A 24923-nucleotide genomic window follows, 5' to 3' on the forward strand; every position below is an offset into this window, starting at 1 on the left:
ACTAAGAAAATCGAGGAAAATATTGTCCTTAAATAGGATGAGATTATCATTCTTTCCTATTAATGAATAAGAGTTGAAAACCGAGAATCTATCTTAGGGTATAGCAAACTTTATAACCTAAGTCGGTACTCCAAAATATAGCAATAAGTTTAGCCTGGTAGTAGATGCATTCCTCAAGAAGAAAATCGCTAAATAAAAACAGTTCAAACTAAAAGAGGAAAAACTATGTTTAATCTGTTGGCTAATGAACTTGCTTTTAACTTATACCAACTACCGCTAGAACTGGCACAATATACAATATTTGAAAAAGATTTAATGCCAGAAGAATCTTCGGTTCTCTTTTCTGGACCGCAATTTTTAGTAGCACTACTGGCTGGTGTGGTTATGGCATTTGCCTTCCAATTACTCTTAACTAATTTCACAGTCGCTGTTGGCGTTCCGATTCTAATTAGTGACGACGACGACGATGATGACGAACCAGATACTATAGGTGGAAAAGTTCGTAAAGCCGAAGCTAAAATCGGTCTTTGGGCATTAATTACAGGCACTCTTGCTTTATTCGGTGCTTGTTATTTAGCAGTCAAACTGAGTCTGATTTCCAGTGCGCCACTAGGCATAATTCTAGGCATAGTTATCTGGGCTACCTATTTTTCCCTAATCATGTGGTGGGGTTCATCAGCAGTCGGTTCTTTAATTGGTTCTTTAGTTAGTACCGCCACCTCTGGCTTACAAGGTCTTATGGGGACAGCAACTACTGCAATTGGTGCAAATGTTGCCAGAAAACAAGCAATTTCGACGGCTGAAGAGATTACTGCTGCGGTGCGTGAAGAATTAACTTCTGGTGTAACTCCTGAAAACCTAAATAAGTTTTTAGCCAGTTCTTTGGGTTCTCTAGAATTACCTTCCTTAAATATTCCAGAAATTCGCGATCAATTTGAAAAGCTACTGGGTGATGTAGATTTAGAAGCGATCGGCGATAATGGCGATTTGCTCAATAATATTAATCGTGAGACTTTGATCGATTTTGTTGGCAGTCGCAGCAACTTGTCTAAACAAGATCTTGACCGTGTTGCCGATGAATTAGAAGATGTTTGGCAACAAGTTCTCAATCGCCAAAATCCAACTGAGAAAATCATTAATTTAATCAAAGAAACCAATCCAGAAGAGTTAAATACAGAACAACTAAACGAGCGAATTCAGCAACTAGCTACAGCAGGAACTTCTGGCAATGGCAGACAAGGTAATGGCTTAGTCCGACAAGCTATTAAAACAGGCGTTGGTAAGGCTATACCGGCAGTAATGGAGAGAGTTAATCTCTCTGATGTGGATATAGACAAAATCTCCCGTCAATTAGAACAGCTTAAAGGGAAAGCTCAACAAGTAGATGTCGAGCAAATCATCGATCAGTTAGAAGGTTTGAGAAATAAGGCAAGCGAACAATTCGCCTCACCTTCTAATACGATTCAAACCGACATAGAAGATTACATCCTCAATTCCTTACCTTGGCAATTTAGCCATCGCAATCTGCTCGATGAATTCAAAGAAGTTATTTACGATCCCAATGCTAATCCTGGCAGCGTCAATAAACAATTGTCACAACTTAATAAAGAGTATTTTGTTTATTTACTGAAGCGACGCGGTGATTTCAGTCCATCGAGAATTGGCAACATTGCTAAAGACATGGAGCAAATACGCACAGAAGTTTTAGAAACTGTGCAAAACGCCGACAGCGAAGAACAATCTCAGGATTTACGTAGCAGAATTGAAAATTATTTGGGTTCTACTGGTAAAGAAGAACTAAATCCTGAAACGATGGAACAAGAATTTTCCACCTTACTCGAAGATCCAGAAGTAGGATTGGAAGATTTACAAAATCGCTTTGACCAATTCGATCGCGATACTCTGGTGCAGCTACTCAACCAAAGAGACGACATTAACGAAGAAGAAGCTAACAATATTGTTGGTCAACTTGAGCATACCCGCGATAATGTTTTAAATCGAGCCAGAGAATTGCAAGAACAAGCTCAAACCAACGCTCAAGAAGTAAGACAAAGAGTAGAAGACTATCTGCGTAACACGCAAAAAGAAGAACTCAATCCCGATGCGATCGAACAGGAATTACGGACGCTGCTAGAAGATCCACAAGCAGGATTTCAGGCTTTACGGATGCGAGTATCACAGTTCGATCGCGATACTTTGGTACAGCTATTATCACAGCGAGAAGATTTGAGCGAAGAACAAATTAACCAAATTATCGATCGCGCTGAATCTGTACGAGATAGTATTTTGCAAGCACCACAGCAGGTAAGTGAGCAAGCTAAACAACGCTATCAAGAAACAATCGGCTCGATTAGCGAATATCTGCGTAACACTAACCTAGAAGAACTCAATCCTGAAGGAATTCAGCAAGATTTGAGCAAATTACTCGATAATCCCCAAGAAGGAGCTAAAGCCTGGCGCGATCGCCTGTCTCAAGTAGATCGCGAAACTTTGGTGAAATTGCTATCTCAGCGAGAAGACTTGAGCGCAGAGCAAGCTAATCAAATTATCGATCGAGTAGAAGAGGCAATTCAAAATATTGTTCGTGCGCCACAACGCCTGGTACAACGAGCTACCAAACCAGTTTTGGACTTTGAAGCTAATCTGGAAAACTATCTGCGCAATACTGACAAAGAAGAACTTAATCCCGAAGGAATCAAGCGCGATCTGCAAATATTAATACAAGATCCGCGTGTGGGAATCGGTAGTTTAGGAGAACGAATTTCTCAATTTGATCGCGAAACTCTCGTTGCTGCACTCTCTCAACGTGAAGATATTTCTGAAGAAGAAGCCAATCAAATTGTCGATCGCATTGTATCGGTACGTGACTCAATCCAAGAGCAATTTCAGCAAATTCAACAGCAGTTGCAGTCTGTACTTGACAGTAGTTTCGGCAAAGTTCGCGACTACCTCAATTCCCTCGAACGTCCCGAACTTAACTATGAAGAGATTAAGCAAGACTTTACCCAAGTATTTGACGACCCCAAAGCAGGGTTTGAAGCTTTGCGCGATCGCTTATCCCAATTTGATCGCGATACTCTAATCTCTGTCTTAAGTTCTCGCGAAGACATTTCCGAAGAACAAGCTAATCAAATTGTTAATCGCATTGAAGAATCACGGGATAGCGTACTGCACCAAGCTGAACGTATCCAGCAAGAAACACAAAAACGCTTAAAAGCTATCAAAAAAGAAGCAAAAAGACAAGCTAAAGATACCAGAAAAGCTGTTACAGATGCAGCCTGGTGGTTATTTGGTGCTGCTTCCACTTCTTTAATAGCTAGTGCGATCGCTGGGTTCGTGGCTGTTAGCTATTAAATTCATTGCACAAGATAAGAAGCAAAAGAAAAAGAATATTGCTTCTTATCTAAACAATTAAAATAATTCTTTCCACGCTAAAGTATAAAATTAGCGTGGATTTTTTTGGATTGTTTGACGCTTTGAGTCAAAGACAGTCGCTAAACTTACCGCATACATATATGAATTGCAAAATAGAAAAGTATCAATAAAAGCGCAGGGAAATAAATGTAACTTTTAACTTTCAAAACAGCTTAACTTAGGGAAATTAATTAGCATGACTATGTATCCTGCCTTTCATTTAAGTTTTCCCGAACGAATGATACTAAAAACTAACCACAGACCTAAAAGACTGGCTACGGCGAATAAAACATTACTTAGAACCGAAACTTGAGTAGTCGCAGAACCAGCTGAAATAATTGCTGCCCCCATAATCAAAGAGCCAACTAAGACACTAAATGAAAGGCGATTAGCTGAAGCTTCGATGCTCAGAGCTAAGATATCAAGGCGAGGAATATTAACATTCCATTTGAGGGTTTCTGAGGTAATTCGATCTAACAGCAGTTCGACTAAACGAGGCGATCGCAATGAAAGACTTTTGAAGTCCAAACCGATGCGTAGTAAAGTTTCTGCTGGCCTTTCTCCTAAAAGCTGGCGGCGAAATACATCTGCCATTAAAGGTCTAATTTGGTCTAAAAGATTGACTTCAGGATAAAAACCCCTGGCAACACCTTCCAAATTAGCTAAAGTTTTGGCATATAGCCCCATGTTACTGGGCAGCCTGATTTTATTATTGCGGGATACCTGCAAAACTTCATAGATCACCTCGCTAAAGTTGATCTGTGAAATACTGCGATTATAATACTTGCGTAACATACTATCGTAGTCGTTAGTCAAGCGATTTAAATTAACCTGTTGACCACCTTCGGCTAATTCCAAGGTCAACTGACTACAGCGGCGACCATCAAGATCGACAATTGCTAGCAGCATTTCGGTTAAAATCTGTTGAGTACGGGGGTCTAAACGACCAATCATGCCACAATCTAAGAGGGCAATGCGACCATCCTGAAGATAAAAAATATTGCCTGGATGAGGGTCGGCATGGAAAAAACCATCTATATAAACCTGTTTAAAGAAAGCTCTAAATAAAACAGTAGTCAGTTCCAAACGCTGGGTAGCTTCATCTTGGTCTAGTCTGATTTCGGGTATTTTTGCTTCTAGTATTGGCACTCCTTCGAGCCATTCTAAAGTTAATAGTTTGGTAGTAGTTAGGTCGTTATACACCTGGGGAATAACCAGCTGTTGAGAATTAAACCACTTACTTCCTGTTAGATTATGGCGTAGCTGTTCAGTATATTCAGCTTCAGTGGTAAAGTCCAACTCTGCCTTGATGGCATTACTAAATTCTTCTGCCAAGCCCACCATATCAAAGTTTTTGCCGAATTCAGTTAGAGATACTAACTCTGCCAGGCTTCTGATTAAAGAAATATCTTGAGCAATTACAACATCAATTCCTGGACGCTGTACTTTTAGAGCCACTTTTTGCCCACTGGTTAATACGGCACGATATACCTGACCAATAGAACCGGCTGCGATCGCATTACGGTCAATATCGCTAAAAACAGCTTCTATGGGCTGAGATAGCTCGCTTCTAATTAAAACTTCTACCTCTGACCAGGAAACAGGAGGTACGTTGGCCTGGAGGTCGGTCAAAGTTTCTACATAGCGAGCAGGCAAAAGATCGGGGCGAGTCGAAAGTAACTGACCCAACTTGACGTATACAGGACCAAGCTCGATTAAGATTTTGCGTAAGACTTCAGGAGAAGGTAAGCGTGGTTCATCAGATTTGTTACCAGTTAACAACCCCCGCGCATAACCCCAGCCGTTACGAAATACTACTTCAGCAATTTCTCTCTGGCGAGAGGTGTTTTTAGTTAAAGCAAACATTTAGGTATAAAAATAGATAGTCTATTTCCTTAGTTATAACGCAGCAAAACGATCGCTTGCCTCAATTAAAGCTGCTTTAATTCCAGGTTCGGATACAGAATGACCTGCATCGGCGATTACAATCAACTCCGATTCTTGCCAAACTTGGTGTAGTTCCCAAGCGGTAATCATCGGACATACCACATCATATCGTCCCTGAACAATTACTGCTGGTAAATGACGAATGCGATCGACATTTTCGATTAATTGATTTTCGCGCTCAAAAAACCCTTTATTAACAAAATAATGACATTCGATACGGGCAAAAGCTTCGGCAAACGCTGCCATGCCAAAGCGTTGCTGGCTGACCACAGAAGGAATCAACTTGCTAGTGCTGGCTTCCCAAATAGACCAGGCGCAGGCAGCTTCAAGACGGATTTGACGGTTTTCACTGGTTAACCTTTGATAAAAAGCCGACAGTAAGTCATCTCTTTCTGCCAAAGGTATTGGCTTGAGATATTCTTGCCAAGCATCGGGATAAATATAATTTGCACCTTCTTGATAAAACCAGCGAATTTCTGAGGGGCGTAACATAAAGATTCCCCGTAAAATTAAACCTTTACAGCTATCAGGATGAGTCTGACTATAGGCTAAAGCCAAAGTGCTACCCCAGCTACCGCCAAATACTACCCACTTGGCAATATCAAGATGTTGTCGTAGCTTTTCAATGTCGCTAACTAAATCCCAGGTAGTGTTTTCTTTCAATTCAGCGTAAGGAGTGCTTTGTCCACAACCCCGTTGATCAAAAATTACGATGCGCCACCGCTGAGGGTCAAAATATTGTCGATACAGAGGAGAAATTCCTCCACCTGGTCCACCATGAAGAAAAACTACTGGTTTTCCCAAAAGATTACCAGATTCTTCGTAATAGATAGTGTGTAGTTCCGAGACTTTCAGCTTGCCGTGATTATAAGGTTCAATTGGCGGATACAAATCTCTCATTGATAATATTAAATATTATTTTTACGCTTTTTATAGTTAACTGAAGAAAATATAAGCGATAAAATCAATATTTTCAATTGACTTTTAACTCAAGCTTGGCGATCGCTCGAAGACTGCGGCTAACTTTCGATCCCACTGTTGTTGGTTTTTATGAGCATCCCGAATAAAAGGTGACCAGCGAATTAAATTAATTAGTAAATGATTGAGTAGAGAAACAGGAAAAAGCAGGGGACGAACAATATCTAAAAACAAAACGACGCGAATTTCGTCAGTTTTATTCCAGGCTTCGTGCAGATAAGAATCATCAAAAATGATAATTTTTCCCTCTGACCAATGACGCACTTCACGATCGACTCGGATACCACACTGTTCTCGATCTTGAGGAACTTTCAAAGCCAAGTGGCAACGTAATACTCCTTTATAAGGACCTCGATGTTCAAGAATGTGTTTGCCTGGCAGTAGAATCGAAAAAAAAGCTGTCTTTAATCCAGGAATTTGTTCGATAGTACGAGTGGTTTCAGGGCAGTAATCGCAATTTTGCTGCATTTTTACTCCATAGCCATAGAGAAAAAAAGTCTTCCAAAGATTATCTTTACTAATGTTGCGGCCTTGGTCAGGAGAAATATCTTGAAAGCGGGGCAGTAAATCGCTGTATTGTAGAATTACATCTAACTCATTTCTAATAGCTTGGCAGTTTTGCTCTAGAGTTGACGCCCAACTAAATTGCTCCCCTGCCAAAAAGGCAGTATTTGGTACTAGAGAATAATGAGCGATAATTTTTTCCAATCCCCAGACTATATTTTTGCCGATCTTGGTGACTAATATTTCCCTAATTTTTGCTGGAGAGACTTTAATCATCTTCATGGCTAAAAAACTAGTTTCGCCTAGATACTCTTTTGTAAAGAGACCATCTTATCAAATTATTTTTCTCTAAGCAGACTAATCTAAAGAATGATTGCGACAAATGGTGATAAAAGTGCGATCGCCAGTCACAGATTACTCTATTCAAACCCCAAATCTTTTCCTGTACCGGCATGAACCTGAGCTAGCTTTTGATAATTACGAGCGTGTTCTAATAGTTCTAGAGCTTGTTGGTGGCTAACGTCCTTAACCTTACGAGCTGGGATACCGATAACTAGCGATCGCGCAGGAACATCTTTAGTTACAACGCTACCTGCACCGACAATGCTACCTGCACCTACGGTTACCCCATCGAGAATTATTGCACCGATGCCAATTAAACACCCAGTTTCTATATGAGCCGAGTGAATTACTGCACGATGACCTACCGTGACAAAATCTTCCACAATAGTTGGCTTACCAGGATCGCCATGCAACACAGCACCATCTTGAATGTTGCTACATTTGCCGATCGCAATTTGCTCGACATCTCCTCTAACTACTGCTCCATACCAAACGCTAGAACCTTCGGCTAAAGAAACGTTGCCCATCACGGTGGCATTAGCAGCCACAAAAGCCGTATGGGATAAATCTGGAATAGACCAATAAGAATCAAGAGATTGAGCCATGATTTAGAATAAGCTATCTAACGATATCAAGATAATTAAGCTTAATAAGATTTAGCCGTGTTATAAGGAAAAAGAACCCAGTTTATAATATATGGATTTAGCTCTACAATACCCTGTTTTTGGTCCCGAAATTGTTTGCCCTCACTGCCGGCAGACAATTCCTGCTCTCACTCTGACTGATACTTATCTCTGTAGCCGTCATGGTGCTTTTGAAGCCGATCCTAAAATTCAAGAATTGATTCATCTTCCTTCTGGTAGACGCTGGCGACGCTGGAAAAATCAATGGTATCGTCAGCATACTCATCCTGACGGGATTCGATTTGAAATTCATGAAGCTTTAGATGCTTTGTATACCGAAGGTTATCGCGCCACTAAAGTAATTATTGCCAGTCGTTATCGAGATTTAGTCAGTTCCTACTTGGGACGTAGTCATCCCTGGCGAGAAACCCCAGAGTTCAAATCTCCTAAACTTTATGGATTGCCCATCAGCTTTAGCCCAGAAGAGAATCATGAACCCTATTGGGAAATAATTAATTTTATTTTAGAAAAAGAGCCAGGAGTCCCGCGCCACTATCCCTATCGTTTTTTGTTTGAATAATAAATATAGCTAAATTTTACTTGAGTTTGAGATGCTGCACCATGCTTCAATTCGCACCGCAGATATTCATCGGGCGATCGCTTTTTATGAACAGTTAGGTTTTACTGTTAAAGAGCGTTTTACTACGGGATATACTCTAGCCTGCTGGATGACGGGATTAGGAGGCAGAATTGAATTAATTCAAATTCCTGAGCCAAAACCTGCACCTGATGCTTTTAATGATGAACATTATGTCGGCTACTATCACTTGTCTTTCGACTTGACTGATTCAACCTCAGACTTAACTAGTTGGCTCAAAAAACTGGAGCAAAACATTACCAACCTGAAAGAAAGCGATCCTCAGAAGCTGACTCCGCTCAAAATTCTGCTGCCACCCGAACAACAGATAATTGGCGATCGCATTTACGAAGTATCTTTCATTGCCGATGCAGACGGCTTACCCCTAGAGCTGATCCGCGTTCTAAATTAAGTGCTGACAGCAAACCAAATTCGGTCTGGACAGTTAAAGCCTCTAGCTAAAAGCTCGCCAATTTATCCTCAACGTTTTCTAAAGACAACTAAAAGATTTTTCTCAAACTCCGATTTAGATGTCTAGACTTGAGGATGATGTCATTAATTGTTGGAACAGGCTAAATTAACCAAGTCAAGCCAAGTCTTGTCAATCTTTGGCAGGATACTATTAACAATTAATATTGAGCTGATAACAAGGAGTTTTAATGCTAGAGCTATACCAATTTGAGCTATCTCAGTATTCAGAAAAAGTTCGCCTCATTCTCGATTACAAACAGCTAGAATATCGCAAAATTGAAGTTACTCCTGGAGTGGGTCAAATCGAATTATTGCAAAAGTCTGGCAGTCGTCAAGTTCCAGTACTTAAAGATGGCGGTACTTATGTTGCTGACTCTACAGCAATTGCTTTATACCTGGAGCGAAAATATCCTGAACGACCGATTATACCTACAGACTCTTTGGCAAAAGGGCAGTGTTTGCTGATGGAAGAATGGGCAGATGTCTCCATTGGTGCTTTGGGGCGTAAAGCGTTTATCGGTGCATTAAATCAAAATCAAAATTTTCGGACTTCTCTATTACCTGCAAATACTCCAGATTTAGTAAAAACCGCAATCGGAGCTATTCCTGGCGAAGTTTTGGACGTGCTAGGTACAGGAATCGGCTTTGGCGGTGATGCAGTAAAAGAAGCCAAAAAAAGCCTGACGCAAGATTTAGAGGCTTTATGCTTAATTTTGCAAAACCAGCCTTATTTAACTGGAGACACTCCAACCTTAGCTGATTTAGCCGTGGCAGGGCTAAGCATATTATTAAAGTTTCCCTCAGGTTCTTATCTTAATATCCCCGATCCTCTCAAGGGTAAAGGGATTCCTGGACTAGCCGATAATATTACCTTTGAACCATTTTTCGCTTGGCGCGATCGCCTTTATGCCGATTTCCGTCAGGGGTCTAGTTTTCCTCCTAGTGGGGGTAGTTCCTCTGCACCAACTTCAATCAGTATTGATTAAACTGATTAAACCAAAATTATTGAACATTTCAGGGGTGTCGATCTAGAACACCTCTTTTTTTGTTGCGCTAATTTTGCTATAGTCTGATTCGGCAATTATTTATTGGCGATCGCAAAACTAACAACTATTAACACAACCAAGCGTCTTGGTGAGCATATAGTATACTGCTGTATATCGTACTTATTTCCAAAATATAATAATTATAATAATACTGTAGTATTATCGGTGACATTGCTTTTTCGGTAACTTTCACCACTCAACGGATACCCAATATAAGCTATTTTCAGAATATATTAATCTTAAAATTTATTTACCAAAGCCAATGACAGCGACATTCTGCGAATATAAGCCAGGTTTAGAAGGCATACCTGCTACAAAATCTAGTATTAGTTTTGTTGACGGTCAAAAAGGAATTTTAGAGTATCGCGGTATTGCGATCGAAGAGTTAGCTAAAAGGGGTAGTTTTTTAGAAACAGCCTACCTACTGATTTGGGGTAAGTTACCTAGCGAACAACAGCTTAAAGAATTTGAAATTAATATTTTGTATCATCGCCGCATTAAATATCGTATTCGGGACATGATGAAATGTTTTCCTGAGTCTGGACATCCGATGGATGCTTTGCAAACTTCAGCAGCAGCATTAGGCTTATTTTATGCTCGTCGGGCTTTGGATGACCCTGAATATATCAGAAGAGCAGTAGTACGTATTTTGGCAAAAATTCCCACAATGGTAGCGGCATTTCATCAAATGCGACGGGGAAACGATGCGATTACCCCTAATGATGATTTAGATTATGCGACCAACTTTTTGTATATGCTTACCGAAAGAAAACCCCATCCTTTGGAAGCAAAAATCTTCGATGTCTGTCTGACGCTACACGCAGAACATACCATTAATGCCTCAACCTTTTCAGCCATGGTAACTGCTTCTACGCTGACCGATCCTTATGCTGTAGTTGCTTCGGCTGTAGGAACTTTAGCAGGTCCACTTCACGGAGGGGCAAACGAAGAAGTATTATTGATGTTAGAAAATATTGGCTCGGTAAAAGATGTTCGGCCTTATATAGAAAATTTAATTGCCAATAAGCAAAAAATTATGGGCTTTGGGCATCGCGTCTACAAAGTTAAAGACCCTAGAGCTAAGATTTTACAAGGGTTAGCCGAAGAACTATTCGATCAAACAGGACACGATCATTACTACGATCTTGCTTTGGAATTAGAAAGAGTTATTGAAGCAAAATTAGGACAAAGAGGAATTTATCCTAACGTTGATTTCTATTCTGGCTTGGTATATCGAAAACTAGGAATTCCTACCGATTTATTTACGCCAATTTTTGCGATCGCTCGCGTCGCAGGCTGGTTGGCACACTGGAAAGAACAGTTAGCCGTAAACCGCATCTTCCGCCCAACTCAAATTTATACAGGAGAACATAATGCTCCTTACATTCCGATGGAAGAAAGGTAATGAGAAAGATTGAGAATGAGGGATAAGAAGTAAGGGCTAGATAAAGGCAAAACTCCTTTGCTTTCTGGCATTCAAGACTGAGGAGTCAGATTTTTGCCACCAAATATCAGAAATATAATTGGCATCAATAGTAAATCATTTTCACTGACCTGATAATTCAAAATTCATCCCTGTAATGGTTGGTTTCATCAGAAAAAGTTGTTAATATTTGTAGCATGGCAAATTCAAGGCTACAGAAACTAGGCAACTACCTTCGTCCCCACTGGCGAACGGTTTTATGGGGAACAGTCGCTCTCGTAATTGTAAATGCGTTGGGAGTTTATATTCCTCTATTAATTCGAGACAGTATTGACCAGCTACAGGGAGAATTTAGCTTCAATCAGCTGTCGCGTACTGCATTATGGTTGCTGGTTTTGTCAGCTATTATGTGGACTTTTCGGATGCTATCCCGTACCTCAATTTTTGGTGTAGGAAGACAAGTAGAGTTCGATCTCAAGCAAAGAATTTTTCAACATTTACTAACCATAGAGCCAGGATATTTCTCTAACAACACATCGGGAGATTTAATTAATCGCGCTACTAGTGATGTCGATAATATCCGCCGTTTGGTAGGATTTGCGGTGTTGAGCTTTATCAATATAATTTTTGCCTATGCCTTTACTCTTCCTGCGATGCTGAGGATTCATGTTCGGCTTACCATATTGGCGATAGCCGTGTATCCAGTGATGCTAATTACAGTCCAGCTATTTAGCGGTAAATTACGTCATTATCAGGCAGAAATTCAAGAAAAACTTTCAGATCTCAGTGAGCTAATCCAAGAAGATATGAGCGGCATGGCTCTAATTAGGATTTATGCCCAGGAAAATCAAGAAAGAGAGGCATTCAAGCAAAAAAATCAGAAGTTGTTAGAGGCAAACCTCAAGTTAGCCAAAATTAGAAATCTGCTTTTTCCCATTATTGAAGGAATTTCCTATGTCAGCCTCTTAATTCTTTTATGGCAGGGTACAGCAGCGATCGCCAGCGGTCAAATTACCGTGGGTGACTTTATTGCTTTAGTTTTATTTGTCGAAAGATTAGTTTTCCCTACCGCCTTACTAGGGTTTACAATCACCGCTTATCAACAGGGAGAAGTCAGTATAGATCGGGTTGAGTCCATTACCAAAGCCGAACCCAAAATTAAAAATAGTTCTAATCCGATTGTCCTGCCTTTAGAAGATATTAAGGGAGAAATTACGGCGCGCCACCTTACCTATACTTATCCAGGTTCTCATACTCCAGCTCTGTATGATGTCAACTTTAACATCAAGCCAGGAGAAACCGTTGCGATCGTAGGTTCGATTGGTTCAGGTAAGTCTACTCTTGCTAACGCCATTCCTCGCTTGCTGAATATACCAGCCGGAGAACTATTTTGTGATGATTGCGACGTCACTAAGCTAGATCTCGCTTCTCTGAGAAAAGCGATCGCCTATGTACCCCAAGATAGCTTTTTATTCAGCACCACGATTAAAAACAATATCCGCTATGGCGAGCCATTAAGCGAAAGTACGGAAGTTGAGCAAGTAGCCAAACAAGCACAAATTCACCCAGAAATTCTGACTTTCCCCCAAGAATATGAAACTTTAGTTGGAGAAAGGGGGATTACTCTTTCTGGCGGACAAAGACAGCGAACTTCCCTAGCTAGAGCCTTGTTAGCAGAAGCCAAAGTACTGATTTTAGACGATGCCCTTTCCAGCGTCGATAACGAAACTGCTACCAAAATTTTAGATAGCCTATCTCCGACAAGAGCTAAAAAAACCGTCATCTTTATTTCCCATCAACTATCCGCAGCAGCCACCTGCGATCGCATTTTAGTTATGGATGAAGGCAAGATTGTCCAAGATGGAACTCATGAAATTCTACTGCAAGAAGCGGGACTATATAAATCTCTGTGGGAACAACACCAACTAAAAGAGGTCTTAAATTAAAACATTACTAGTCTGAAATATGAGCGCGATCGTTGAATTACTATAGCTTTTGGCTCTCAGCTCTTAGATTTTTGCTTTTTATATCTTGATTCAGCAAGCTTTGTCGTGAACACCAAAAAATCATTCCAACTTATTACTTCATTTAATCCACATCTATTTAATCTCTACCGGAGTTGAGTTAATGGGTAAGTCTGGTTTTGCTCTGGTTTATCATCCCGATTATGTTGCCCCACTGCCCGATGCCCATCGCTTTCCCATGCCCAAGTTTAAGATTCTACGAGACTTACTGCTCAAAGATGGGGTAGTTGAACCAGAACAGATCCAGCAGCCAGAATTACCCGATTTAGAATTAATTCAGCTAGTTCATACCCCCACATACGTTCGGGCATACTGCGAAGGAACATTAGAATCTAAAGCCCAGCGTCGTATTGGTTTACCCTGGAGTTTAGCCTTAGCTCATCGTACCCGTATTGCCATCGGTGGAACTATACTCGCTGCTAAATTAGCTCTCGAATATGGCTGCGCTTGTAATACCGCAGGAGGAACACACCACGCTTTTCCTAGTTATGGTTCTGGTTTTTGTATCTTTAATGATTTAGCGATCGCCTCTCGCGTACTGCAACATCAGGGATTAGTCCACAAAATTTTAATTATCGATTGTGATGTACACCAAGGAGATGGTACAGCCTATATCTTTCAAAATGATGACAGCGTATTTACCTTTTCCATGCACTGTGAAGCAAATTTCCCTAGCAAAAAACAGCAGAGCGATCTTGATGTTCCTTTACCCATTGGTCTAGATGATGATGGTTATTTACAAATACTAGCCAATCATTTGTCAGATTTACTGAGTCAAGTAAAACCAGAGCTAGTATTATTTGATGCAGGAGTTGATACTCATGTAAGCGATCGCTTAGGTAAGCTATCTCTCACTGACTGGGGCATATATCGACGAGAAAGAATGGTTCTTAGTACCTGTAAAGCTGGGGGGTATCCCGTTGCTAGCGTAATTGGTGGTGGCTATGGTAAAGATATGTCTGCGCTAGTTTATCGCCATTCCTTACTGCATCGTGCAGCGCAAGAAGTTTTTCCCTAAGATGCTTAAAAATCTCCATAATTGTTCGTTACAAAAAACCATATAACTTTATTATTTCAATACACTATTGCACGAGAATTGCACAGAAACTTTGATTGAATAAGTTTAGTCAAAAGCCACTGAATCTCCTAACTTGAAAGTTTCAACTGGTGTTGAGCAGAGTCGATCTAAACTTAACAAAGCATTGAGCTTTGGGATTAACTATCTGTACTTCTGATGAAAGTTAGGAATCAGTTTTTATATAGCAATTTTGTGCAACTAAATATCTAGGAGAAATATTGATGTTTGACGCATTTACTCGGGTAATTTCTCAAGCTGACGCTAGAGGTGATTATATCAATCAAGGTCAGTTTGATGCTCTTAAAAATATGGTAGCAGAAAGCAATAAACGCATGGATGTGGTAAACCGCATCACTGGTAATTCTTCAGCTATTGTCGCTAATGCTGCTCGTGTTTTGTTTGCCGAACAGCCTCAGTTAATTGCCCCTGGCGGTAACGCTTATACCAACCGTCGAATGGCTGCTTGTTTACGAGACATGGAAATTATTTTACGCTATGTCACCTACGCTACTTTTTCTGGCGATGGCAGTGTTTTAGAAGACCGTTGCTTAAATGGTTTACGTGAAACTTATGTAGCTTTGGGAGTTCCTGGTGGTTCTGTGGCGGAAGCTGTGAACAAAATGAAAGCTGCTGCGATCGCTCTTGCTAATGATAAAAATGGCGTAACTCAAGGAGATTGTAGTTCCTTGATGTCAGAAGTATCCAGTTACTTCGATCGCGCTGCTGCTGCTGTAGGCTAGTTTGCTTCTGCCCAGTTTCATTTTTTGGTTAAACATAAACATTGTAAAAATTTAAAGCAAGAGGTATTTTACCCATGAAAACTCCCATTACTGAAGCAGTATCCGCTGCCGATTCTCAAGGTCGTTTTTTAAGCAGTAGCGAAATTCAAACTGCATTTGGTCGTTTTCGCCAAGCTAACGCTTCTTTAGAAGCTGCTCAAGCATTAACTAGACAAGCCGATAGTTTAGTTAACGGTGCGGCACAAGCCGTGTACACTAAGTTTCCCTACACTACTCAGATGCAGGGACCAAACTATGCTTCTACTCCCGAAGGTAAAGCTAAGTGCGCTCGCGACATTGGTTACTACTTGCGCATGATCACCTATTGTTTGGTTGCTGGTGGTACTGGTCCTATGGATGACTATTTAATTGCTGGAGTTGCTGAAATCAACTCTACTTTTGAATTATCTCCTAGCTGGTATGTAGAGGCTCTCAAATATATCAAAAATAATCATGGTTTAAGTGGCGATCCTGCGGTAGAAGCTAACTCTTATATCGAGTACGCGATTAACGCTCTTAGCTAGATCTTTTCTTAAAGCTCGAAATCGCAGGTGACTATTAGGCTGGTTTTGGTTTAATGGTTGGCTGTAATTTCGAGCAATTTTTTTAACATAACAATCAAAAAAATTAGGAGTATAACCAGTGGCAATTACAGCAGCATCACGGTTGGGAATCTCTGCCTTTGACGATACCAATACAGTGGAACTGCGTCCTAACTGGAGTAAAGAGGATGCAAAAAGAGCGATCTCCGCAGTCTATCGACAAATTTTAGGTAATGACTACCTGATGAACTCAGAACGTCTGGTTAGTGCCGAATCCTTATTGGCCGATGGTTCGATCTCAGTCCGTGAATTTGTTAGGGCGGTAGCCAAGTCAGAATTATATAAAGCAAAATTCTTTTATAACAACTATCATCCCCGCACCATTGAATTGAACTTCAAGCATCTTCTCGGTCGTGCGCCTTACGATGAATCAGAAATTGTAACCCATTTAGATCTGTATCAGAATCATGGCTTTGAAGCCGATATTGATTCTTATATCGATTCTGAAGAATACGTGCATAACTTTGGCGAAAATATTGTGCCTTTCTATCGCGGTTTTTCAACCCAAACAGGACAAAAAACTGTGGGTTTCACCCGTATGTTTCAACTATATCAGGGTTATGCTAATAGCGATCGCGCCCAAGGAAACACGGGTAGCCCGCGCCTGACCTACGATTTGGCTCGTAATATGGCAACTCCCGTGCGTCTTCCAGGGGGGAATGGTTCTCTGTCGGGGACTACCACTACCGAACGGGGCGATCTATATCGCTTGCGGGTAACTAAGAGAGGAATTGGACGCGCTCCTCAAATACGTCGTAGTTTGCAAGAATATGTCGTTCCTTACGAAAGACTTTCGGAGACACTACAAAAGCTCAATAAACAAGGTAGTCGAATTCTTAGTATTACGAGTGCTTGATTAGCTTTTAGCTTCTTGGCTTCTTGACGAAGTTGTTCATGGGGGAAACCCCCGCCCTCGACAGTTCCTTCAACGCGGGTTCCCCGCGCAACGGACTGTCTCGCAAGACCACACTTCGTCGCTTTTAGCTCTTAGCTCTTAGCTTTACTGTGACTCCTCATCATACCGATCAAGATACATATTTATAATTAGGAGAATAACAAGTGGCAATTACCACAGCAGCCTCTCGTTTGGGAGTTTCTGCTTTTAGCGATCGCGAACCTCTAGAATTACGTCCCAACTGGACACAAGACGAAGCAAAAGCGGTAATTAATGCCGTTTATCGTCAAGTTTTGGGCAACGATTACATTATGCAGTCCGAGCGTCTGACATCGACAGAATCTTTACTGTGCAATGGTTCGCTTACCGTACGAGACTTCGTACGGGCGGTAGCTAAATCAGAACTCTATAAAACTAAATTTCTGTATGACAATTTTCAAACCAGAGTAATTGAGTTAAACCTCAAGCATTTATTAGGGCGAGCAGCCTATGACGAATCTGAGGTAATTTATCACCTGGATCTGTATCAGAACAAAGGCTTTGAAGCCGACATCGATTCTTATATCGACTCAGCAGAATACGAAGCCAACTTCGGTGACTATATCGTTCCCTACTATAGGGGTTTTACGACCCAAACCCAACAAAAAACCGTCGGTTTTACCCGAATGTTCCAACTCTATCGGGGATATGCCAACAGCGATCGCTCTCAAATCGCAGGAAAACCATCTCGCTTGGCAAAAGATTTGGCTCAAAATGGTGCTTCAGCGGTAGTAGCACCCTCTGGAGGAAGTGAAGGTTGGGCTTATCAAGAGTCTAATAAAGGGGTAACGCCAGATCGGGCTTTTAGAACAGCTAATCGGGATAATCGGATCTATCGGATTGAAATATCCGCGATGAATTTGCCTAGATATCCCAAGGTACGTCGGGTTAGCCGAGCTATTTTAGTACCCTACGATAAGCTCACGCCAACTCTGAAAAAAATCAACAAAATGGGTGGCAAGGTTGCCAGCGTTACTTTAGCTTAAAGGATTTGAGAAAATGTTAGGAAAATCAGTAATTAGCGGTCGTTCCAGTTCTCCTTCAAAAAATCGCGCCTTTGTTTACGAAGTGACAGGATTGAAGCAAAACCTAGAAAACGATAGCAATAGCTATGCTCTTCGTACTAGTAGTAGTGTGTTTATTTCTGTTCCTTATAATCGGATGAACGAAGAAATGCAGCGTATTGGCAAAATGGGAGGAACGATTGTCAGTATTCAATCTCTAGATGATTTTGAACAAACTCGGACAAATAGGCCTCAAGAAACTAAAGCCAAGCAAAAAGAAAGTGAAGTTTCTCCAGCAGATCGAGATTAATTTTGAGGGTTCAAAGTAATTGAAGGTTAGCTCGACTAATTATAGGAGCTTTTATGGATAAAGCTCCTACGAATTAATAGTTATGAATTTTGTAAGCTAAACAAGCCAATGGTTGCCATATTTAAATCTTCTCTGAGAGAACGTCAACACTATTTGATTCAACAGTTGGCAAACTGTATTGAAGAACACTGGATACGACACTTAGATCTTTCTCCCTATAATATTCCTGATGACTTGGGTTACGTCGAGGGAAATCTGCAACAAGAGAAGTTAATTATCGAAAATCGCTGCTATCAAACAACTCAATTTCGCAAGTTACATTTAGAGTTGGCTCAAGTCGGCGATCGCCTGGATATTCTGCACTGTGTCATGTTCCCCCGCACTAACTACGATCTACCTATATTTGGCGTAGATTTGGTGGGAAGTCAGGCTGGTATCGCAGCAGCAATTGTCGATCTGTCTCCTGTCAATCGTAATCGCACTCTAGCTCCTGCTTACAGTCAAAATCTAGCTAATCTACCCCAGATTAATTTTACTCGACCTCGTGCTTTACCTCCATGGGGCAATATTTTCTCTGAATTTTGTTTATTTATTCAGCCCCAAAATAACTACGAAGAAAAGCTATTTTTAAAGCGAGTTCTGCAATATTTAACTCTGCACTGTAGCATTGCCGTAGCAAGTTTTGCTGTCTTAGCTCAAGAGGCGCAAATTTTATCGGGACAACGTTATTACTGCGATCGACAGCAGCAAAATGATAAAACCCGCAGAGTATTAGAAAAATCTATGGGTAAAGCCTGGGCAGATCGTTACGTAACTCAAATGCTGTTTGATTGTCCCTAAATTATTTGTTTGGTTAATTTTAGTGTCGCCTTGATATAACAAAATTTAATTCAAGTTAAACTTATTTTAATAAAAATAATTATAAAAAAATAATTACAAATTTAATCATGGCGGGAGTAAAAAAATCTCCAACCAAAAAGTCATTATTTGAGGCAGTATTTAAACATTCCTTAGAAGCGATCGCTATCGTCGATCAAAAGGGACGCATGGTGGAAGTTAATCCAGCTGCTTGTAAATTATTTGCTGGAACTAAAAAGAAACTTATTGGTAAATTGCTCGACGATTTCCTAATGTCTCCCCTAGATTGGCAAAAGAGTCGAGAGCGAGCAGAAATTCAAATTAAACAATCAGAGGGAGAAATTAAGACTGTTGAGTATAGTCAAGTTAAAGATTTCTTGCCCAACCAGAATTTGCTGCTTTTGAGAGATATTACTGATTTTCAATTACAGGCAGCAGCAGAGCTATTTGCTGAGGTTACCCTGAAAATTCGTCAGTCTCTACAGCTCAAAGAAATTCTGCAAACTGCTGTTACTGAAGTACAAAGAATTTTAAAAGCCGATCGCGTATTAATTTATCAAGTTTTTAGCAATGGTACAGGGATGCCCATTAACGAGGCTGTGTTACCAGATTTTAAGCCAATTTTGGGTGTAGAGTTTCCTGCAGAAGTATTCCCCGAAGATTATCGTCAATTGTATACCAAAGGTAGAGTCAAGGCGATCGCTGATGTTCATGCCACCGATGCAGGTTTAGCGGAATGCTTGATTGAGTTTATGGACGAATGGATGGTTAAAGCCAAGTTAGTAGTTCCAATTCTGCAAAATTTTCAATCTCAAACTGACACTGATAGCGATCGCCTTTGGGGTTTGCTCATTGCCCATCAATGTCAAACAACTAGACAGTGGACAGACTTTGAACAAGAATTGATGCAACAATTAGCCGATCAAATTGGTATTGCCTTGTCTCAAGCCGAATTATTAGAAAATTTAGAGAAAATAGTTGCCGAACGTACCGTTAAACTGAGACAAGAAATTAGCGAGCGCGCTAAAGTAGAAGCGGCATTGCGCCACAGTGAAGAACAAATGCGCTTGATTGCTAATGGGTTGCCTGTTCTGATTGCTTATGTGGACAAGCAGCAGCATTATCGCTTTAACAACGAAGCTTACCAAACTTGGCTGGGACTCGATCCTTCAGCAATTTATGATCGTCATCTTTTGCAGGTTCACGGGATAGAAGAGTATCAGCAAATTCAAGCTTATGTTGAGATAGCACTCATGGGAGAAACAGTCACTTACGAGCGAGACTTAATCTTACAAGATGGATGTGTGCATTCATTAAGCGTTACCTATATTCCACATCTCCAAGAACAGAAAAAAATTCAAGGATTCTTTGCTCTGACTAGCGATATTAGCGATCGCAAAGCCATCGAACGGATGAAAGATGAATTTATTTCCGTCGTTAGCCACGAGCTACGTACACCCTTAACTTCAATTCACAGTTCTCTAAAAATTCTGTCAACTGGCAAGCTAGGCAGTCTTTCTTGTCAGGGAAAGCGGATGCTCAAAATTGCCGACGAACAGACTGAGCGACTAGTTCATCTAGTCAATAATGTTCTCGATCTTCAGAGAATTCAATCAGGCAAAATCACCATGAATAAACAAGCTTGTCAAGCTAAAGAATTGATGGTTGAAACTGTCCAAGCCATGAAAACCTTAGCTCAAGAACAGGGAATTCAGCTATCAGTAAAATCAAGTAATTTTGTTGTTTGGGCAGATCGAGATTATATCCTCCAAACTTTGACTAATCTTGTGAGCAATGCAATTAAGTTTTCTCCTCGTAATAGTACCGTGGTTTTGTCAGCAGTCATAAATTCCCAGAAAAAACGCAACGGTAAGCATCAATCAATTTCTTACATCACCTTTACGGTTGAGGATGGCGGACAAGGTATTCCTCAAGATCGCTTAGAAACAATCTTTGAGCGATTTCAACAGGTAGACTCATCTGATTCTCGTAAAAAAGGAGGCACTGGTTTAGGCTTGGCTATTTGTCGTCAGATTGTAGAAGGACATGGCGGTCAAATTTGGGCAGAAAGTTGTTTAGAACAGGGGAGTACGTTTTATTTCACCTTACCCGAACTCATGCAAGTAGAGGGCGATCGTCATGACTAAAAAAAATATTTTGCTCATTGATGATGAAGAAACTATTCAAGAGGTAGTTCAAGTAGGAATTGAGATTGAAGCTGGCTGGCAAGTAGCGACTGCTTCTTCAGGTTTAGCCGGAATTGATCTAGCCCAAAACCATCGGCCCGACGCAATTTTGCTGGATGTCATGATGCCCAATCTCGATGGGATTGATACCTTGTCACGCTTAAAAAGTAACAATAAAACCAGTAATATTCCCGTAATTTTTTTAACTGCTAAAGCTCAAGCTGAGGAAAAAAAACAGTTTCAAAATTTAGGAGTAGTCGATGTTATTACCAAACCCTTTAATTCCATGACTCTTGCTAGTCAAATAGCTAAAATACTGGGCTGGGAACTGTAGTAAATCTATTGTTCAATTTAACTTGGTAGAAATGAAAATATTATTAGTTGAAGACGATCAAATTTTAATTGAACTGTTAACCAAAACTCTATCCCAACAGAGCTATGCGATCGATGTAGCAACCGATGGCGAACAGGGCTGGATTTATGGTTCTACCTATACTTATGATTTAATGATTCTCGACTGGTATTTGCCCAAGCTTGATGGACTTGAATTGTGTCAACGTTTTCGCGCTCATGATTATGACACTCCAATCATCTTGTTGACATCTCGTGGTGGTAGTCAAAACAAAATTAAAGGTCTTGATGCTGGTGCAGATGATTATATCTGTAAACCTTTTGATGTTGAAGAATTAGCTGCCCGTATTCGAGCTTTGTTACGTCGACTGAACTGTGATTTTTTGCCTATATTGAGTTGGGGAAATTTACAGCTAAATCCTTGCAGTACTGAAATTACTTATCAAGGGCAATCGTTATTTTTAACTGCTAAAGAATATCGATTGCTAGAGCTATTTCTGCGTCATAGTCAAGAAATTTTAGGTGTGGAAGACATTATCGACCATTTATGGTCATCTACAGAATATCCAGCGATCGCCACCGTCCGTTCTCATTTGCGACGTTTACGTCACAAGTTAAAGCAAGCTGGTTTTCCCGATGATTTGATTACTACAGTTAGGGGACGGGGTTATTGTCTTAAACCTTTTCCCCAAGATCGCGATCATGAAACTAGTGCACCCGTTGAGCCTATTAATCAAGGGAGAAATCCAGACACTAAACTTAATCATAGATCGCAACATCTAACCGCTCTAACTTCTATTTGGTCAAAATACCAGTCCAAAAGAGAACAACAACTAGCAACTTTAGGAGCAGCAATCGACTCATTAAAAGTTGGCAATCTAGATGTCGGCGATCGCCTCTCAGCGATTGTGGTTGCCCATAGTTTGGCAGGAAATTTAGGACAATTTGGTCTAGATCTCGCTTCTGGGTTAGCTCAAGAAATAGAACAACTGCTGCAAAGATATCTCAGTCATAATTCAGCAGAATTACTATTGTTATCTGATAAATTAAAAGCTTTAAAGCAAGAATTAGCCAGGAAACAAAGTATTGTTGGTCAAATATCTAAAAAAATAGCAGAAAATTCTCTTTTCTTGTTGATTATTAGTAACGATAGCAACTTTGCTCAACAGTTAATTCCCGAAGCAACTGACCGAGGCATCCGCACCAAGGTAATGCCAACTCCAGAACAAGTTACCAATTGGCTAGAAACAAAACAAACTCAAAATGAGCAACTCCCCGATGCTGTATTGCTCAAAGTAACCTTCGCGGATAATGTTACTCAATCTCCTAGTACCCAAAAATATTTAACCTTAATTGCCGAATTCAAATTACTAACACCATCAATACCAGTTATTGTCATTGCCGATCGCGATCGCTTCCAAGATCGTTTACTCGTAGCAAGACATGGAGGCAAATTTTATCTTACTCAACCAATTAATTCCCAGCAAATTATTGCTGTATGTCAAAAAGCAGCACAATACTCATCTTTTGGGAAAAAGATCATGATTGTCGATGACGACACAGAATTATTGAGGGTGTTACCAACTTTACTAAAACCTTGGGGATTCAAACTTACTACCCTAGACGATCCGCGACAATTTTGGGATGTACTTCAAGCCGTTGTTCCCGATCTGTTGGTGTTGGACATAGAAATGCCACACCTTAGCGGTATTGAACTGTGCAAAGTTCTACGAACTCATCCTTACTGGCATAAGCTACCAGTTCTATTTCTCAGTATTCATCATGACGACGCTTTGTCGACTGAAGTATTTGCTAGCGGAGCCAATGATTTTGTCAATAAACCAGTTCTTGCTCAACAACTTGCTCATCGAATACTTAATCGTCTTCATGTCAATTAATTACTCGTACTCAGGAAAATTTAAAGAGACTGTTAAGCTATATGCAAACAAACGTTACCAGTAACCAAAAAGCAACCTTTGGTGCAGGGTGTTTTTGGAAAACAGAAAACGAATTTCTCAATATGCCAGGCGTAATTAAAACCTCGGTAGGATATATGGGAGGAGATTTTGCTCATCCTTCTTATCTTGATGTAGTAGCGAGAATTACAGGTCATGCCGAAGTAGCTCAGATTGAATACAATCGAGAAATAATCAACTACGAAGAGTTATTAAACATATTCTGGCGAATTCACGATCCGACAAGTTTGAACCGCCAGGGTGCAGATCGAGGCGAACAATATCGCTCTGTAATTTTCTATCACACACCAGAACAATTACAAATTGCTCGTAAATCTAAACTACAGCTACAGCAGTCTGGTGAATACGCTCGAGATCTAGTTACCGAAATCAAACCAGCTAAAGATTACTATCTGGCGACTGAAGATCATCAGCAATACCTGAAGAAAAAGCGCAATCAATCAGTCTTCGATCACCAGCTTCACTAAAACTTTAACCGCAGAAGTCATTTAGAATTGCCAAAATAGAAAAGTTACATCAATTATGGCGATCGCCTTGGCGTATGAATCTATCAAATCAGTTTTCCAAATCTCAGCCAACCATCATTCGCTTAGAAGAAGTAGAAAAAGTTTACGGTAGTGGCAATACTGCGGTTCATGCCTTAGATAAAGTCAATCTCATCATCAATCAGGGAGAATATTGCTCCATCATGGGAGCATCTGGTTCAGGAAAATCTACGGTCATGAATATAATTGGCTGTTTAGATCGACCTACTGCGGGAAAATATTACCTCGATAATGTTGCTGTGGCAGGATTGGCTGATGAACAATTGGCAGAGATTCGTAATCGCAAAATTGGCTTTGTATTCCAACAGTTTCATTTACTTCCCCAAATCAGCGCCTTAGAAAATGTTATGTTGCCAATGGTGTATGCAGGAATATCTAATAGTGAACGACGCGATCGCGCCCAAGAAGCCTTAAACAAGATGGGTTTGGGTAACAGAGTCAATAACCGCCCGAATCAGCTCTCTGGAGGACAACAGCAGCGAGTAGCGATCGCCAGAGCCATTGTCAATCAACCTTTACTGCTACTGGCGGATGAGCCGACTGGTGCGCTAGACTCTCACACGACTAAAGAAGTTTTGGATATTTTTGGCGATTTACATAATAGTGGCATAACCGTAGTAATGGTTACTCATGAACCAGAAGTAGCTAAATTAACCGAGAGAATAGTTTGGTTTAAGGATGGTCAAATAGTTTATTCTCATCTGACCCCAGCGGAAATGTTAACCATAGCAGTTGCCTCCTAACAAATTTCCCCTGTATATTCCACAACCTCAATCAAGCTGCTTTACTGTTGCAGAGAATCTCAAAGTAAAAGATAATGCTTGATTAAGCAAAGTGTATTTTTGTATACTAATATAATTTATAATTTAGTAAAGATCGCAAATTGTCGGA

The 24923-nt window shown here is 40.5% G+C and carries 22 protein-coding genes; 18 read left to right on the forward strand and 4 right to left on the reverse strand.

Features of this window, described 5'->3' with window-relative positions; translation table 11 throughout:
* Positions 1 to 225 precede the first annotated feature (225 nt).
* Positions 226 to 3354 (forward strand): MFS transporter, encoded by a 3129-nt coding sequence (locus V6C71_05770; protein HEY9768002.1) that lies wholly within the window; start codon positions 226 to 228, stop codon positions 3352 to 3354.
* A 276-nt stretch (positions 3355 to 3630) separates the two neighbouring features.
* On the opposite strand, the gene V6C71_05775 is transcribed toward V6C71_05770, so the two are convergent.
* The 4 genes from V6C71_05775 to V6C71_05790 all read right to left on the reverse strand — a co-directional run bounded on the left by V6C71_05775 (position 3631) and on the right by V6C71_05790 (position 7790).
* Entirely contained in the window at positions 3631 to 5280 is a 1650-nt protein-coding gene (locus V6C71_05775; protein HEY9768003.1) for an AarF/ABC1/UbiB kinase family protein, read from the reverse strand.
* A gap of 33 nt (positions 5281 to 5313) precedes the next feature.
* Positions 5314 to 6261 carry a prolyl aminopeptidase gene (gene pip, locus V6C71_05780; GenBank protein HEY9768004.1) on the reverse strand — a complete coding sequence of 316 codons (948 nt, stop codon included), beginning with the start codon at positions 6259 to 6261 and terminating at the stop codon, positions 5314 to 5316.
* Between the two features lie 84 nt (positions 6262 to 6345).
* The gene (locus tag V6C71_05785) at positions 6346 to 7119 is read right to left on the reverse strand and encodes an aspartyl/asparaginyl beta-hydroxylase domain-containing protein (GenBank protein HEY9768005.1); all 774 of its coding nucleotides are present in this window, start codon (positions 7117 to 7119) and stop codon (positions 6346 to 6348) included.
* Between the two features lie 143 nt (positions 7120 to 7262).
* Positions 7263 to 7790 (reverse strand): gamma carbonic anhydrase family protein, encoded by a 528-nt coding sequence (locus V6C71_05790; GenBank protein HEY9768006.1) that lies wholly within the window; start codon positions 7788 to 7790, stop codon positions 7263 to 7265.
* Between the two features lie 91 nt (positions 7791 to 7881).
* Here V6C71_05790 and V6C71_05795 point away from each other — a divergent pair, with 91 nt between their 5' ends.
* The 17 genes from V6C71_05795 to V6C71_05875 all read left to right on the forward strand — a co-directional run bounded on the left by V6C71_05795 (position 7882) and on the right by V6C71_05875 (position 24775).
* Positions 7882 to 8388 (forward strand): TIGR02652 family protein, encoded by a 507-nt coding sequence (locus V6C71_05795; protein HEY9768007.1) that lies wholly within the window; start codon positions 7882 to 7884, stop codon positions 8386 to 8388.
* A gap of 31 nt (positions 8389 to 8419) precedes the next feature.
* Positions 8420 to 8857, forward strand: a complete 438-nt coding sequence (locus V6C71_05800) for a VOC family protein (protein HEY9768008.1) — start codon at positions 8420 to 8422, stop codon at positions 8855 to 8857.
* Positions 8858 to 9104: 247 nt separating this feature from the next.
* Positions 9105 to 9902 (forward strand): glutathione S-transferase family protein, encoded by a 798-nt coding sequence (locus V6C71_05805; GenBank protein ID HEY9768009.1) that lies wholly within the window; start codon positions 9105 to 9107, stop codon positions 9900 to 9902.
* A 322-nt stretch (positions 9903 to 10224) separates the two neighbouring features.
* Positions 10225 to 11367: a citrate synthase gene (locus V6C71_05810; GenBank protein ID HEY9768010.1), complete on the forward strand. Its 1143-nt coding sequence runs from the start codon at positions 10225 to 10227 to the stop codon at positions 11365 to 11367.
* A gap of 215 nt (positions 11368 to 11582) precedes the next feature.
* Positions 11583 to 13331: an ABC transporter ATP-binding protein gene (locus V6C71_05815; GenBank protein ID HEY9768011.1), complete on the forward strand. Its 1749-nt coding sequence runs from the start codon at positions 11583 to 11585 to the stop codon at positions 13329 to 13331.
* Between the two features lie 181 nt (positions 13332 to 13512).
* Positions 13513 to 14427 carry a histone deacetylase gene (locus V6C71_05820; GenBank protein HEY9768012.1) on the forward strand — a complete coding sequence of 305 codons (915 nt, stop codon included), beginning with the start codon at positions 13513 to 13515 and terminating at the stop codon, positions 14425 to 14427.
* A 281-nt stretch (positions 14428 to 14708) separates the two neighbouring features.
* On the forward strand, positions 14709 to 15227 hold the full coding sequence (locus V6C71_05825) for a phycocyanin subunit beta (protein ID HEY9768013.1): 519 nt from the start codon (positions 14709 to 14711) through the stop codon (positions 15225 to 15227).
* 74 nt (positions 15228 to 15301) lie between these two features.
* Positions 15302 to 15790 (forward strand): phycocyanin subunit alpha, encoded by a 489-nt coding sequence (gene cpcA / locus V6C71_05830; GenBank protein ID HEY9768014.1) that lies wholly within the window; start codon positions 15302 to 15304, stop codon positions 15788 to 15790.
* A 118-nt stretch (positions 15791 to 15908) separates the two neighbouring features.
* Positions 15909 to 16724 (forward strand): phycobilisome linker polypeptide, encoded by an 816-nt coding sequence (locus V6C71_05835; protein HEY9768015.1) that lies wholly within the window; start codon positions 15909 to 15911, stop codon positions 16722 to 16724.
* A 203-nt stretch (positions 16725 to 16927) separates the two neighbouring features.
* The gene (locus tag V6C71_05840) at positions 16928 to 17788 is read left to right on the forward strand and encodes a phycobilisome linker polypeptide (GenBank protein HEY9768016.1); all 861 of its coding nucleotides are present in this window, start codon (positions 16928 to 16930) and stop codon (positions 17786 to 17788) included.
* Positions 17789 to 17801: 13 nt separating this feature from the next.
* Positions 17802 to 18116, forward strand: a complete 315-nt coding sequence (locus tag V6C71_05845) for a phycobilisome linker polypeptide (GenBank protein ID HEY9768017.1) — start codon at positions 17802 to 17804, stop codon at positions 18114 to 18116.
* A 108-nt stretch (positions 18117 to 18224) separates the two neighbouring features.
* Positions 18225 to 18956 carry a phycocyanobilin:ferredoxin oxidoreductase gene (locus V6C71_05850; GenBank protein ID HEY9768018.1) on the forward strand — a complete coding sequence of 244 codons (732 nt, stop codon included), beginning with the start codon at positions 18225 to 18227 and terminating at the stop codon, positions 18954 to 18956.
* 107 nt (positions 18957 to 19063) lie between these two features.
* Positions 19064 to 21121 (forward strand): ATP-binding protein, encoded by a 2058-nt coding sequence (locus V6C71_05855; protein HEY9768019.1) that lies wholly within the window; start codon positions 19064 to 19066, stop codon positions 21119 to 21121.
* Positions 21114 to 21494, forward strand: a complete 381-nt coding sequence (locus tag V6C71_05860; protein HEY9768020.1) for a response regulator — start codon at positions 21114 to 21116, stop codon at positions 21492 to 21494. The genes V6C71_05855 and V6C71_05860 overlap by 8 nt, the downstream gene beginning before the upstream one ends.
* Positions 21495 to 21525: 31 nt before the next feature.
* Entirely contained in the window at positions 21526 to 23409 is a 1884-nt protein-coding gene (locus V6C71_05865; GenBank protein HEY9768021.1) for a response regulator, read from the forward strand.
* Between the two features lie 41 nt (positions 23410 to 23450).
* Positions 23451 to 23954, forward strand: a complete 504-nt coding sequence (gene msrA / locus V6C71_05870) for a peptide-methionine (S)-S-oxide reductase MsrA (GenBank protein ID HEY9768022.1) — start codon at positions 23451 to 23453, stop codon at positions 23952 to 23954.
* Between the two features lie 74 nt (positions 23955 to 24028).
* Positions 24029 to 24775, forward strand: coding sequence for an ABC transporter ATP-binding protein (locus V6C71_05875; protein HEY9768023.1), 747 nt, complete (start codon positions 24029 to 24031; stop codon positions 24773 to 24775).
* Positions 24776 to 24923 lie beyond the last annotated feature (148 nt).

It is taken from the genome of Coleofasciculaceae cyanobacterium, assembly GCA_036703275.1.
GTDB lineage: Bacteria > Cyanobacteriota > Cyanobacteriia > Cyanobacteriales > Xenococcaceae > Waterburya.

Coding starts and splice junctions, on each gene's coding strand:
- V6C71_05855 (HEY9768019.1), top strand. CDS start 19,064: ATGGCGGGAGTAAAAAAATCTCCAACCAAAAAGTCATTATTTGAGGCA.
- pip (HEY9768004.1), bottom strand. CDS start 6,261: ATGAGAGATTTGTATCCGCCAATTGAACCTTATAATCACGGCAAGCTG.
- V6C71_05860 (HEY9768020.1), top strand. CDS start 21,114: ATGACTAAAAAAAATATTTTGCTCATTGATGATGAAGAAACTATTCAA.
- V6C71_05820 (HEY9768012.1), top strand. CDS start 13,513: ATGGGTAAGTCTGGTTTTGCTCTGGTTTATCATCCCGATTATGTTGCC.
- V6C71_05845 (HEY9768017.1), top strand. CDS start 17,802: ATGTTAGGAAAATCAGTAATTAGCGGTCGTTCCAGTTCTCCTTCAAAA.
- cpcA (HEY9768014.1), top strand. CDS start 15,302: ATGAAAACTCCCATTACTGAAGCAGTATCCGCTGCCGATTCTCAAGGT.
- V6C71_05785 (HEY9768005.1), bottom strand. CDS start 7,119: ATGATTAAAGTCTCTCCAGCAAAAATTAGGGAAATATTAGTCACCAAG.
- msrA (HEY9768022.1), top strand. CDS start 23,451: ATGCAAACAAACGTTACCAGTAACCAAAAAGCAACCTTTGGTGCAGGG.
- V6C71_05805 (HEY9768009.1), top strand. CDS start 9,105: ATGCTAGAGCTATACCAATTTGAGCTATCTCAGTATTCAGAAAAAGTT.
- V6C71_05775 (HEY9768003.1), bottom strand. CDS start 5,280: ATGTTTGCTTTAACTAAAAACACCTCTCGCCAGAGAGAAATTGCTGAA.
- V6C71_05810 (HEY9768010.1), top strand. CDS start 10,225: ATGACAGCGACATTCTGCGAATATAAGCCAGGTTTAGAAGGCATACCT.
- V6C71_05850 (HEY9768018.1), top strand. CDS start 18,225: ATGGTTGCCATATTTAAATCTTCTCTGAGAGAACGTCAACACTATTTG.
- V6C71_05790 (HEY9768006.1), bottom strand. CDS start 7,790: ATGGCTCAATCTCTTGATTCTTATTGGTCTATTCCAGATTTATCCCAT.
- V6C71_05825 (HEY9768013.1), top strand. CDS start 14,709: ATGTTTGACGCATTTACTCGGGTAATTTCTCAAGCTGACGCTAGAGGT.
- V6C71_05800 (HEY9768008.1), top strand. CDS start 8,420: ATGCTGCACCATGCTTCAATTCGCACCGCAGATATTCATCGGGCGATC.
- V6C71_05865 (HEY9768021.1), top strand. CDS start 21,526: ATGAAAATATTATTAGTTGAAGACGATCAAATTTTAATTGAACTGTTA.
- V6C71_05815 (HEY9768011.1), top strand. CDS start 11,583: ATGGCAAATTCAAGGCTACAGAAACTAGGCAACTACCTTCGTCCCCAC.
- V6C71_05770 (HEY9768002.1), top strand. CDS start 226: ATGTTTAATCTGTTGGCTAATGAACTTGCTTTTAACTTATACCAACTA.
- V6C71_05795 (HEY9768007.1), top strand. CDS start 7,882: ATGGATTTAGCTCTACAATACCCTGTTTTTGGTCCCGAAATTGTTTGC.
- V6C71_05875 (HEY9768023.1), top strand. CDS start 24,029: ATGAATCTATCAAATCAGTTTTCCAAATCTCAGCCAACCATCATTCGC.